Source organism: Desulfovulcanus sp. (assembly GCF_982781345.1).
Genome location: NZ_CEYAEZ010000072.1, coordinates 1 through 13,121, shown reverse-complemented (window position 1 = coordinate 13,121; position 13,121 = coordinate 1). Strand labels below are relative to the sequence as shown.

Genomic DNA, 13,121 nt, shown 5'->3' with positions numbered 1-13,121 from the left:
CAAGCTTCACTAAGATTGGGTTACCCAAGCCGTTTGTAATGCATTTCAGAAACCAAGACTTTCAATCAGCGGTTAAAATGGGGTTTGGGTACAGGCTCTTAGGGTTTTTGGCATAACATCAATTTTTGGCGTGGCTGTGATTTAACTGTTCACTCCCTTACTCAGCATAACTAGCCCTAAGATGAGTATGAGCACACTAATAAATTGGCGATATTTTTGTTCACTAAGGCGTTTATAGCAGAACATTCCTGTCATCACTCCCAGGATGAGAAAAATTATTCCAAGAAAAAAAAGTTTTAGGACCAGGGGAGTGATCAATCCGGTTAGGGCATGTGTGGAGGAGATGCCTATACCGGCTACAAAAAAATATCCAGCCAGAGTGGACTTTATTTTATCTTTGGTCCAGGGTTGAATAGCGGTATAAATGATTATGGGAGGTCCATTGGCACCAAGACTGCCTCCCAGGCACCCGGCAGTGAAACCTGTCAGCCATGCCCACTCGGATGAAAGATGTTTTTGAGGTAGCTGTATAAACAGTGCATAGCTGGCAAAGAGGATCAGCATAACCCCCAAGGCTACCTGTAAAATCTGCGGAGATACTATTTTTAGGATATACACTCCCGTGGGGATACCAAAAATAGTGGCGAGAAGTAGAGGGTAGAGGTCTTTCCAGCACAGATGTTTGTGCATCTTGTAAATAATGATGGTATTGATGACCAGGGCAAAAAGGCTGATTAACGGGATGACCGTTTTTATGTCCAGAAACAGGGCCAGGAGAGGCAAAGAGACCAGGATAGAGCCAAATCCGGACAGTCCCTGGGTGAAGCCGGCAAAAAAGGTGATCAAGGCCAATGGTAAAACTATGTTCATAATTTTTTACTCGCAAACGGGTTTTATAAACCTTTTTTAATTAAAAGGGGTAGTCAATTTATTTAAATTAAACTAAGATAGGAGTAAAGTTTAACCCAGCGAGGTTTTGGGATAAGTGGAGATTAAAGGGGTTTAAAAAAGGAGAAAATCAAGCGGTTTTTAAATATCCCTTCGTGAGATTCGTGATGAATAGAAATAAAAGTAATAAATTCATAGAGATAAGAAAAGGAAGGCATGGATTTACCCTAATTGAAATAATTCTGGTCCTTATTATTTTGACTATACTTGCAGCCGTAGCTTTGAGCAGGGTCATCCTTGATGATGATTCAATTTCGCAAATAGATATTGTAAAGTCGCATCTAAGGTATGCTCAAGCCAGGGCCATGAACACGAACATTGTCTGGGGCATCAAGAGTGATGGAACCAAGTATTGGCTTTTTAAAAATGGTGATTCAACTGATAAGGTTCTCCTGCCCGGGGCGGAAAATGTTGATGTGTCCATAAGTATGGATGAGTTTACCCTTTCTTTTGATAATAGAGGCATTCCTTATACTGACGAGGGAGCAACCATACCTCTTACCTCTAATTTACATATAAAAGTTGGTGACCAGACTGACGCCATTATTGTATATTGTAAAACAGGATATATACCATGATGAATAAAGTTATGGTTATTGGGAAAGATAAGGGATTTACTCTGATAGAGGTGATTGTTACCATTGTTATCGCTGGAATCCTGGGAGTGATAGTGGCCCAATTTGTCCAAACGAGTGCTGTAAAAAGTGTATTTTCAGTTACCCTGCTGAAAGAGCAATACGACCTCCATAGTCAGGTGGAGGATATGACCAGTTACTATAGAGACCAATTGACCCAGGGCAGCTTGGATCTTTCTGCATTTAAGGATTATGTAACTGAAAATTATGAAAGTGTTGACCAGTCACAAACTGGCTTTATTACCTTCACTTCAGACGGAGATGATTTTGTAGCCAGTTCAACATCGTCAGGAGACGTTTTAAAGGTTGTGCTTAAGTCTGGCGACCAAACAATAATTGTCTTATTTACCGAGTAGGGATTTGGTGGATGGTATCTGAACAAGGTATAAACAAACAGCTTGGGTTTACCCTCTTAGAGGGTATTGTTGCCCTTATCTTGGTTGGAATTATAACTGTTTTTGCCGGAATGTTTATTTCTACCGGAGTCAAGGGGTATGTCTTTGCCAAGGAGAATGCAGTTTTAGTCCAAAAAGCTCAGTTGGCAATGGCCAGAATCAGCCGTGAACTTTTAGAGATGAGCGAGGTGGTTTCAGCCGATGAAGACCAGATAACTTTTGAAGGCATCAATGGACTGATCTATACAATTCAAAGAGTTGATAATGTTATATATTTGAATGATGATAGTAAAGGACCTGGAAGTCCGCTTATAGAAAATATCGCCACTTATGATACGGGAGAGTCGTTTTTAAGTTTTATGAAGGCCGACAAAAGCCCCTGGTCTGCTGGAGATGATTTTGATGACCTTTATATGATAAAAATTCTTCTTAAAGTGGCTAGACCATCAGGTGTGGAAGTTACCGGTGATTTGATTTTGACTGCCATTGTTAATCCACGAAATAACGGTGTACTTAATGGGCCGGGAGGAAATTGGTAAAAGTCCCAATTTGTTATCATAAAATTTTATTAAATATTATTGTAAATTTCTAACAACTTAAATTAATTATGGTTTGGATTTGGAGCATGATAAACGCATGGCTAGGCAAAATATACAGCAGACATAAGTCTTCTGATTGTCACCTCCTATTACCGGGTAAAGAATCGGGAGGAATGGTAATACCAATCATTGTTACTATTATATTGCTGGGAACACTTGCTGTTGCTGTAGTTTCCCTTAACACGAGTTCTACTTTTGAGCAGGTTAATGTAAACCTGGGCCAAAGGGCTTATTATTTGGCCGAATCAGGTTTCAGGTATGCTGCAAGCAAGTTCGATGATGGTCCCAGTTTGCTGGATGATATTCACGCCAAATCATTCAAGCTGGATAACAATGAAGGACAGTTCAGTGTTTTTTGTTATCCTCACTGGTTTGAAATCAAAAATGTTTTGAAAAAAAAGAAGAAGAAAACGATCCTCGAGACCGAGGTTTCTTTTGGAGAACCACCGGATTTTACAGAAGGTACCCCAGGATATTTAATACTCAAAGATGATTCAAAAGCTGAGAAGTTTGATTATGTCGAATATGATGCCACAAATCCAAAGATATTGCGGTTTATAAAGAGATCCGGGAAGTGGCCTTCCGGCTTTTCAGCCGGGAAAATAGTCCTGCTTGCTGCTGATGCTTTTCCACAAAGAATAGACGAAGGTGATGATTTAATCCTTGATACCGGCGCAGACTATTTTCCACGTCGTAATGCAAAGTTTGAAGTTAATGGCCAGGTTTACAAGTACAAATGCCGCGACGGTGATACCTTAAAAAAAATTCGGGCTGTTACCGGAACTTTTCCCCTTCTCCTTTCAAAAGGAGACGTTATTAAACTCAAGGAATTTCTTTTGCTCAAATCCATTGGCTCTATAGGGAGCGGCAACTTTCAGGCCAACAGAGAGGTTACATATTATGTGCCTGTTTCCCTTGCCGATCTAAATGCAGAAGATTTGACCAATGAAACATTTTTCGACTCTAAAAAAGAACTGAAAAAATTTAAGCGCGGCACAGGTGCAACTGGCAAGCCTAAATGGGTAAAAATTGATGGAGATGGTGCTCTGGCTTTAAAAATCAAGGGAAAAGGTAAAGATAAACCAGGTAAAAAGAAAGGTCGAGATAAACTAGGCATCGTTGGATTTGACTACCGTAGTAAATCAGCACCTGATTTTGCAGGGGCAAAAGAGGCAGCAGGCGGGCTATTAAGTTATGATGTTCAGGTAAAGATAATGATAGATGGTGATGCTGATTATTGCGTTGGTCTGATGGTGCGCATGGACCAATCCGGTAATGGAGGCGGAAGCATTGAAGGGTACGGATTTTCTTTTATTAGGAATAGTGGCACAATATATTTTAAAAATTATGACGACTTAAAGAAGCAATTAAATAATAAAGCAGCCTTGATCTTTTGGGTAAAGGAAAAGGGGAATGCTAATAATAAAAGGACTATCCTGGCTTACAAGTTGCTGGAAGAGATAGCTGATAACAAGGTCGTTGATCAAGATGGGCATTTGAAGGATTGGGCTACTTTGCTTGTACGCGTTGAAGATAAGATTGATGACAATGGCAAACATTACAATGAGTTCAGGGTCTATATAGCTGATCCGGGAGACGGAACAGATCGTAGAGGCAACGATAACCCCTTTGATACGATCCGGCAGGCCTCTCCCCGCGGCGGGATAGATGGTACTCTGCCCTGGCCCGCCCAGGATGACAATGAAGAAAATGATTATTTTACGCTTATATCAGGATGGGAGAATGTGGGGGCCGATGAATTGGTGGATTACAAGGGGCACTCAAATGTAATTGTTAAGGACGACACTTTTACAACGGATGATTATTTTGATGCCAAGAGCCCTGAGGTAGGTCTGCATACGATCGGACCAAGTGCAGAATCCACTTACTTTGACGACCTTGCAGTCAGGTTTTCTGGTTCAGCCCAGCAGGGGACCACATTCCATGTCCCGGTGCAGGAAGAGTAGGCTTAAACTGCAACAGTCGTGAGTCATGAGTCTAGGGTCTATTGAAATAATAAACTAATTTTATCATAATTTCGCTAAATTGATTTTTGCAGTTGTTTCGAAAAAGATGCCGGTCGCATTTTTTTGCAACCGGCATCAATAGTTATATCGTCATATGGTTGAGAGTTTCTTAAAATAATAAATCGTAGTTTCAGTAATTTTTATTAGGGGTTATAAGCCGGGTTCGGGATAGTACATGTTGTATCATCCCCTAGATCAACCTTAGTTGAACTAATTGTGACATCAAATGTTTTTTGGTCAGTGCCTGGGCTAGATTTTGGTTGGTCGGCAGTAAAATCGCCTAAATTGCTAATCCATCCATCTCCCGTTGTTGCATAATCTATAGCTTCGGTTGCGTTATTGCCTTGTAACAATGCCTTGGAGAAGGCCATATTGACATTGGAAGATACAGCCGCACATGCACCTTCTTTAGCTTTTTTTACCGCATCAGACTGCAGGTCAATAAACCTCGGGATTGCCACGGCAGCCAAAATACCCAAAATGATCAGTACGGCAATGATTTCAATTAGAGTAAAACCCTGCTGTTTTCTAAGATTTTTTTCCTTGTGCATAAGCCCTCCTAAGTTAAACATTTTGCTTTATTTGTTGCATTTTATATGCCAGTTGCTTTTGACCGGGTATTTGTATAAACTTTACAGGTTTAGCCAGGCAGCCACTTTTTGTGCAGCAGTTAAAAATTACAAATTTTGTAGATCCAGCTACAAAATTTGTAGTTTTATAGTTAATCTTTTAGTTTCTTTACGTCAATCCCGTATTTTTTTATTCTGTGCCATAGGCTTCTAGCCTTGATGCCCAGGAGCTCGGCGGCCTTTTTTTGTACGCCACGGGTTTGTCTCAAGGCCTCAATGATCAGGTCTTTTTCTATATGTGCCAATTTTTCGTCCAGTGAGATATTTTCAGCAGAACTAGGGATTATTGGTGAGCCAAGACCTCCGGTTATCTCGGCCGGAAGATGAGCCGTGTCGATAATTCCTTTGTCTGAGGCCATAATAGCTGCCCGTTCCAGAGTGTTTTGCAGCTCGCGTACATTTCCCGGCCACGGGTATGTCATGAGTGCTTGCAAGGCAGAATCAGTGATTGATATATGGGGGCAATAATTATTTAAAAAATTTTCCACCAACAGAGGAATGTCTTCACTTCTTTCACGCAAAGCCGGAATGTGTATAGGGAAGACATTTAAGCGATAAAAAAGGTCCTGGCGGAAGGTTCCCTGTTCAACCATCCGGGCCAGATTTTTATTGGTGGCTGCAATGATGCGAACATCTACTTTAATGGTTTTGGTTCCCCCTAACCGTTCAAACTCCCGTTCCTGAAGGACTCTAAGAATCTTGGCCTGGGTGTTCAGGGGCATGTCCCCTATTTCATCCAGAAAAATGGTCCCTCCGTTAGCAAGTTCAAATTTTCCTTTTTTGGGGCTATCAGCCCCGGTAAAGGCCCCTTTTTCATAACCAAAGAGCTCGCTTTCCAGCAGATCTTTAGGTATGGCCACGCAATTGAGTTTAATAAAAGGCTTGTTATTTCTTTTACTGTGCCTGTGAATGCTGTTGGCCACAAGCTCCTTGCCTGTACCGCTTTCCCCAGTAATGAGCACTGTTGAGTTTGTTGGCGCGACCTTGATGATTTGACTGAGGATTCCACGGATGGCTTTACTTTGCCCTACAATCTCAGGAAACAAGGATTTGGCTTCGACGCGACTAAGGATTTGGGTAACCTTGTCGAATACATGAATAAATTGTTCGAGTTCGTTTCGTGGCTCAACTTGTTTTTTCTCTTTTGGTTCTTCAGGGATAATAGTTGAGGTTAATTGCTCGGCCTGGTCAACAAATTGTTGCACAGGCTTTAGGAGTATGTTGGTCACTAAATAACCAATACCTAGGGCTGCTCCAAAAATGGCCAATCCCCAAAAGCGTATAGGCCATGTTAAATCCTGGCCAACTCGGAAATAATAGGAAGTAAGCTGGTAGGCGAGAATAAAGCCAAGTAGAGCCATTCCGGCAAAGATAAATGGTATTATGATGCGCAAACTTAAAAGTATACCTTTGTTCTTCATAGGGTTGAATCAAAGTTATGGAAGTTGGCTCATGTAGGGAACAACTACATTTTGACCATCTTGGTTAAATCCCACATGGGCAGGAATATGGCCAGGGCAAAGAAACCTACTACGGCTGCCAGGCCAACTATTAGAATCGGGCCCAGGTTAGTGGACATCTGGGACACGGCATAGGCCACTTCATCATCATAGTGTTTTGAGATTTCCGTTAACATCTCATCCAGGTTTCCTGATTGTTCACCTACATAAATCATATTGACGACCATTGGCGTGAAATATTTTGCAGTTTTTAGGGGATAGGATATGCCCAGTCCTTCGCGTAACCGGTTTTTGATTTTATCAAATTCTTTGGACATTGCAGCGTTGCCGATAGTTTCTGAAAGGATATCCAGAGACTCTAAAATACTAACCCCACTGGACTGTAAGATAGCAAAGATGCTAGCAAATCTTGACAAGGCCGCTTTCTGCAATACAGGACCAACAATTGGTAATTTGAGTAAAAATTTGTCCTTTACATAACGCCCTTGGGCTGTTCGCACGTAGAAAGATAAACCAGTGATCAAAGCAATAACACTTACCAAGCAGAAAATCCAATAATTGGCCAGGAAATTATACAACCCTATGGCCAATTGGGTGGGCAATGGAAGGGCGATACCTGCGCTTTTAAAGATAGCTGCAAATTTTGGAATAACAAAAGTTAGGAGGATAAAAAAGGCAATGCCCAAGGCAACGAGTACAATGATGGGGTATTGTAAGGCTGACTTGATGTCGTTTTTGACCTTGTGCTCGTGTTCCAGAAGATAAGCCAGACGGTCCATGACATCCGGTAATGCACCGCTGGTTTCACCGGCCCGGATCATGGCGCAATATAGCCTGGAAAATACTTCTGGATGCCTGGAAAAGGCCTGGTAAAGGGAAGCACCTTCGTTGATATCGCCGGCCATTTTGGCGATTATTTTTTTGAGCTTTGGGTTCTCTGCCTGGCGTTCAAGGGTTGATAAGGTTTCTACAACAGAAATACCGGCCTTAAACATGGTGCGGAATTGCTTGGTAAACAGGATCAATTCCTCGGCTTTGACCGTGGTCAGGATAGATTTTAAGTCAGCCAATAGATTGAGTGCAAGACCACCTTCTCCCTGAACTACTTTTTGTGGTATATAGCCTCTGGTAACAAGTATGGTATTGACTTCATCAACTGAGTTTGCCTCCAAAACTCCCGTGATCCTGCTTCCATTTTCGTCTATGGCGATGTATGAAAATTTCATAAGTTACTCCATCTAGCTCATAACCACCTGAATAGCCTCCTCCACGGTAGTTATACCCTGCAGCACTTTTTCCTGAACGTCCTGTTTAAGGGTGCGCAATTTTCCTGCCTTCACGGCAGCCTGTGTGATTTCCCGGGCTGAAGCGCGACGCATGGTCAATTCCTGGATTAGTTCATCATTGATCAGGACTTCGTATATTCCAATCCTGCCTCGATAGCCAGTATTGTTACACTGAAAACAGCCCTTACCTCGCCTGAATTGAGCATCATTTTTTTCCAAGCCCAAAAATTGTAGGGCCTTTGGGTCCGGCTCATAAGTCTCAACACAATAAGGACAGATTTTGCGTACAAGCCTCTGGGCAATGGAGGCCAGTAAGACAGAAGAGACAAGAAAAGGTTCAATACCCATATCAAGAAATCGGGTTATGACCCCGGCTGCATCATTGGTATGGAGGCTACTCAGCAAACGATGACCGGTTAAAGCAGCTTGAACAGCAATATTGGCTGTTTCAAAGTCACGTATTTCTCCGACCATGACTATATCAGGATCCTGGCGCAAGATAGAGCGCAGCCCACTGGAAAATGTCATGCCGGCCTTGGGATTGAGCTGGACCTGGCGGATGTTTTGAATCCGGTACTCAACAGGGTCTTCTAAAGTTATGATATTGGTATCCGGTCGATTCAGGCGACTTAAAATGGCGTAGAGGGTAGTAGATTTACCACTGCCAGTGGGCCCGCTGGTCAGGATCATTCCATAGGGCTTTTCAATAATTGTTTTGACCTTTTCCTGATCAACCTGACTCATACCCAGTTCTTCCAGGGTATAAATGCCACTGCTCGTATCTAAAAGGCGTAAAACAATATTTTCTCCGTAAATCGTAGGCAGGGATGAGACCCGGACATTAATTTCTTTTCCTTCTATATTCATGGTGAATCTTCCGTCCTGGGGAATTCTGCTGGTGGCAATGTCCATATTGGCCAGAATTTTTATCCTGGAGACAATAGCAAGAAACATTTTTTTGGGGGGGGAAGGAACTTCTTGTAACTTGCCATCAATTCGAAAGCGAATTTGAATATATTTTTTTTCAGGACTGATGTGGATATCGCTGGCTCTTTCTCGAACAGCCTGAGCTAGAATGGAGTTAACCAAACGTATGACCGGGGCCTCTTCAGCCAGGTTTTGGAGGGCCGAGATCTGAATTTGTTCTTCTTCAACCTCCTCTTCATCCTCAGTACTTATTTGCATTTCATCTATGCTCTCCATGACTTCATTAAGGCCTTTGCGCAATCCATAGATATGGGCAAGCAATTGCTCGAATTCCTGTTGCGTACATATTACGGGGTCAGCTTCTTTATTGGTATAAACCTCCACGGCGTCAATGGCCCCAATATCCATGGGATCAATCATGGCAATGGTCACTAAGTTGTCTCGTACTTTCAGGGGGACCACTTTGTACTGTTGAGCCAGGTCTGCAGGAAGTATCTTGGCCAGAGACGAGTCCACGGGATAGGCGTTGGGTTGGTATCTTTTAATGCGTAATTGCTTGCTTAAAAGGTTAATCAGGTCTTCCTCTGAAATATATCCATTTTTGACTAAGTATTCTCCAATCTTAGTCTGGCCACGTTTTGGGTCGGTCAGGGCTTTTTGCAAAACTTCTTTGGTAATCAGGCCTGCATCTACCAGCATTTCTCCAAGCTTTGCCTTGGTTCGCATAAGATAATACCTCTGTTTTTTTTAGTTTAATCAAGGACTGCAAAAAAGATGGTCTGCTCAGTAAAAGAAAGTATCTTTGGTGTGGTCATTAATTTTTTACTTAGAGTGTTTAACTGTTTAATGGCTTCTTCTTTTGTTGGAAAAAAATTATTTAACACGATAGAAATATGGTATCCGTTTGAGGGATCGTAATAGGGCAGGATACGATAATCGCCAGACTGCATAAACTGGTTTTTATAAAAACGGTAAGCTACGTTGATGTCCTTTGTCTCAAACACTTGAATGCAGAATTTCGGTATCGTTTTTGATGATGTAGGAATGGCAGGAAGAAGGATGCTTTGCCCTGGTTTAACCAAATTGATATCCCCAAGAGTTGGATTGGCGCACTCTATGGCATCGAGATAAAATTTACATTGTTCAGCAGTGTCAAAACCATAGATCGATGAGGCAACCTTAGATATGATATCACCTTTTTTTATTAAGAATCGTCCCAAAACACTTGGAATTTGAGGGATGTTCGAATCTTCATTTTGTTTGTTGCGAGTGATTGGATAAAGATAAGATCTGCTCTTTTGCTCAGGTTGAACATCAGTAGTTGATAGGTCAGAGTTAACTACTATAGGTGTACTGTTGTGCTTAGAGTTTATATAATAAGAAAAAGAGATTATCTTTTCTTTAAGCGAGTTCAGTAAGTCTAAATTTTTATCTTGATAAAGTAAAAAAAAGAAAAATAAGACAGAAATGAGTGTCGTGATTACGATGTTTTTGTTTAGAAGTGTATAATGATTGGAATCTGATAGAAGGTGCTGCCTTGTGCAAGACCTGATTATTGCAGCATTGATGCGAGAACTGTTTTTTATAATCATGGCAAGGATACATTTGTGACAGAGATGTATTATTTTTCTTGGATAGCCTTTGGTAGCACGATAAAGCAGAAAAAGGGCTGGCAAGGTGAACAGGCTCTTATATGCCGGGTTGCCACAGGCAGCTAGCTCCAAACGATACCTGATCAGGCCTCGAGTTTCCTTAAAGGTCAGGGGTGTAAGATTTAAAAACTGATTAACACGATCTGCAAAATTTTTTATCTTTTTTATCTGGCCAAAGAACTCTTGCTGGGCAAAGATGACAATTTGTAAGAGCTTGTACTCATTGCTCTCATAGTTTAGCAATTCACGCAGTATTTCCAGGCAGGAATGAGAAAGTTTTTGTCCTTCGTCAATGGCAAGGAGGATAATTTTGTTTTCTTCGGCAGCGACCTGGAACAAGAAGTTTTTGATTTTTTCTTTAATCTTCCAGGTACTTTCTTCTTCTGCTTCATTTTTTAGAAAAATTCTGTGCAGATCTTGTAGGAATTCATGGTCTGATTGATAAGATGGATCAAGGATGAGGTAGGTTAGTATTTCATGGTCATCAGAGAGTGTCTGAAGGAGTTTTCGACAAAGCGTGGTTTTCCCTGTTCCAACATCGCCAAGTACGATGCTCAGGCCACGTCTTAGTCTGATGCTGATTTCAAGCTGTTGAAGACATTCTTTATGCTGTGCAGACTCAAAAAATAGATTTGGGTCCGGAGAATTGGAAAAAGGTTCGCGCTCCAGTCCAATTATTCTAAAATATTCCATATAAACCAGGAAATACTTTTCCCATTAAAGAGCCTGTGGCCGAACCATTATATCAACTCAACTTCCATAGTTATTTCAGTCCTGGTTTCTTTCGTGCTGGTACAAAGGCTTGGACCCAACTAAAGCTTGCTTGCGGACAGAGCATAATGGGATAATTTAAGTAAGCAAATATTCTTTTTATTATCGATAGTTACGGTCAACATCGCAGAATATTTAGCCCTTTCATCCCGATGCTCTGTTTTTCCGCAAGCTTCCCTAAGATTGGGTTACCCAAGCCGTTTGTAATGCATTTCAGAAACCCAGACTTTCAATCAGCGACTAAAATAAGGTTTGGCCACAGGCTCTAAAAGGTAGGTTAATGCCTTAATATTTATTGCATTTGATAAAATAAACGTTTGTGGTTTTCGCATCCATATTCGCTGCCCAGTCCGCAGCTTTTTTCAAAACACTCCAGCGCTTCTTGTTTGTAGCCTAATTTTTCAAGTGCCAGTCCCTTGGTATTTAAAGCTCTTTCGTTGGTAGGGTCAAGAAAAAGAACCAGGTTGCATTCTTCGAGTGATTTTTTATATTCACCCTTTTCCCAAAAGCCTGCCGAACGATAAATATAGCCTTCGATATTCCCGGGGTCCAGGGCTATGGCAATGGAGGCTGTTCGGATGGCCTCATCCCAATTTTTTTCCAGAAGAAATTTTCTGCTCTTTTCCAGCCAGGACTTGGCCCTTGGATCGTGGGTAGGCTTAAGTTTTTGGGCCAAGTCTTCAGCAGTCGGATGTTTACTTATTGCCTTTTCCAGATCCTTGCGTTTCTTCAGAATCGTAGGTGTGATAAAAATCAGAATTTCTTCCATCTTGCTGGAAGTGCTTTCGCCTTTAAATAAGTATCCTAGTCCCGGAATGTCTTTCAGACCGGGGATTCCAGCTGCTGCATCTTGAATAGTTTGTTTGGTCAAACCCGATATGACTATGGTCTCGCCATTTTCAACAATAAGTGAAGTCTGGGTTTCTTTTTTATATATGGTCGGGTTTCCATCAACCTTTTTTTCCTCTGAGAAATCAACCTCATCCTTTTTAACTGAAATTTCCATCTTTAAGTAGCGATCATTGATTACATGCGGTGTCATTTCCAATCTCAGGACCGCATCTTCAAATTTTACCTGTTTTTCCCCATCAACATATGTTACATAAGGTACTTTTTGTCCGTTTTCTGTAAAAGCCATTTTGTTGTCCATAGTAGTAAGCGACGGACTCGATAATATGTTGATTTTGCCATCAGCTTGTAGAGCTGAAAGTTGCATTTCCAGAATGCTGCCCGATGGGTTTCCTATGAGTATGTTTAAACCTGCCCCCAGCGTTCCAATGTTTGACCCGGTAGCAGAGCTGGCAGGAAAGTTAATGCCAAGTCCAGTTCCGGATTTTCCAGTGCCAAAGGCATCGCCGCCATCGCCTATTGGTCCACTAACTGTAATCCGTTTGTCCGAGGTGCTTCCCCAGGCAAACTTTGTCCATTTGCCACCCCATTGGATACCTAAATCACGAGCGACATTCTTGGTAGCTTCTACAATGTATGCCTTCAGGTGAATTTGGTCGGTCGGTTTGTCTAAAGTTTTTACCAAGTTGATGATTTTGTGCAGATCATCCTTTACCGCCTGGACCACCAGAGAGTTGGTGTGTTTATCCACAAGAATATTTCCTCTGGATTTGCCTTCTTTATCTTTGGTAATTAGCTCGGATAGAAGTTTTTGCAGGCTCTCTGCCTCAGCAAAATTTACCTTAATAACTTTGGTCAGCAATGGCTCTACTTGTTTCTGTTCCAGCTTATTCAACTCTTTTTTGCGCTTTATTTCATCAATGGCCAAGTCGTTTTGTAAATC

At 41.6% G+C, this 13,121-nt stretch carries 11 protein-coding genes; 4 read left to right on the top strand and 7 right to left on the bottom strand.

From position 1 onward, the window contains the following. Nucleotides 1-141: 141 nt before the first annotated feature. The gene (locus AC3WVG_RS10170) at nucleotides 142-870 is read right to left on the bottom strand and encodes a sulfite exporter TauE/SafE family protein (RefSeq protein ID WP_488798013.1); all 729 of its coding nucleotides are present in this window, start codon (nucleotides 868-870) and stop codon (nucleotides 142-144) included. Nucleotides 871-1,055: 185 nt separating this feature from the next. Here AC3WVG_RS10170 and AC3WVG_RS10165 point away from each other — a divergent pair, with 185 nt between their 5' ends. From AC3WVG_RS10165 to AC3WVG_RS10150, 4 genes are all read left to right on the top strand, one after another. Beyond that, entirely contained in the window at nucleotides 1,056-1,526 is a 471-nt protein-coding gene (locus AC3WVG_RS10165; RefSeq protein WP_488798012.1) for a prepilin-type N-terminal cleavage/methylation domain-containing protein, read from the top strand. After that, entirely contained in the window at nucleotides 1,523-1,939 is a 417-nt protein-coding gene (locus AC3WVG_RS10160) for a prepilin-type N-terminal cleavage/methylation domain-containing protein (protein ID WP_488798011.1), read from the top strand. Before AC3WVG_RS10165 ends, AC3WVG_RS10160 begins: the two co-directional genes overlap by 4 nt. Before the next feature lie 11 nt (nucleotides 1,940-1,950). Continuing rightward, nucleotides 1,951-2,517 (top strand): PilW family protein, encoded by a 567-nt coding sequence (locus tag AC3WVG_RS10155; protein ID WP_488798010.1) that lies wholly within the window; start codon nucleotides 1,951-1,953, stop codon nucleotides 2,515-2,517. Between the two features lie 173 nt (nucleotides 2,518-2,690). Continuing rightward, complete coding sequence (locus AC3WVG_RS10150) at nucleotides 2,691-4,544, top strand: hypothetical protein (RefSeq protein WP_488798009.1); 1,854 nt, start codon at nucleotides 2,691-2,693, stop codon at nucleotides 4,542-4,544. A 203-nt stretch (nucleotides 4,545-4,747) separates the two neighbouring features. On the opposite strand, the gene AC3WVG_RS10145 is transcribed toward AC3WVG_RS10150, so the two are convergent. From AC3WVG_RS10145 to AC3WVG_RS10120, 6 genes are all read right to left on the bottom strand, one after another. Beyond that, the gene (locus AC3WVG_RS10145; RefSeq protein ID WP_488798008.1) at nucleotides 4,748-5,155 is read right to left on the bottom strand and encodes a type II secretion system protein; all 408 of its coding nucleotides are present in this window, start codon (nucleotides 5,153-5,155) and stop codon (nucleotides 4,748-4,750) included. A 170-nt stretch (nucleotides 5,156-5,325) separates the two neighbouring features. Then, nucleotides 5,326-6,654: a sigma-54 interaction domain-containing protein gene (locus tag AC3WVG_RS10140; RefSeq protein ID WP_488798007.1), complete on the bottom strand. Its 1,329-nt coding sequence runs from the start codon at nucleotides 6,652-6,654 to the stop codon at nucleotides 5,326-5,328. Between the two features lie 44 nt (nucleotides 6,655-6,698). Next, nucleotides 6,699-7,919, bottom strand: a complete 1,221-nt coding sequence (locus tag AC3WVG_RS10135; RefSeq protein ID WP_488798006.1) for a type II secretion system F family protein — start codon at nucleotides 7,917-7,919, stop codon at nucleotides 6,699-6,701. A gap of 12 nt (nucleotides 7,920-7,931) precedes the next feature. Further along, nucleotides 7,932-9,632 (bottom strand): GspE/PulE family protein, encoded by a 1,701-nt coding sequence (locus AC3WVG_RS10130; RefSeq protein ID WP_488798005.1) that lies wholly within the window; start codon nucleotides 9,630-9,632, stop codon nucleotides 7,932-7,934. Between the two features lie 26 nt (nucleotides 9,633-9,658). After that, a complete protein-coding gene (locus AC3WVG_RS10125; RefSeq protein WP_488798004.1) occupies nucleotides 9,659-11,251 on the bottom strand; it encodes an ExeA family protein in 1,593 nt (530 codons plus the stop codon). Nucleotides 11,252-11,621: 370 nt separating this feature from the next. Next, nucleotides 11,622-13,121: secretin N-terminal domain-containing protein (locus AC3WVG_RS10120; protein ID WP_488798003.1), on the bottom strand; the 1,500-nt coding region annotated here is incomplete at its 5' end.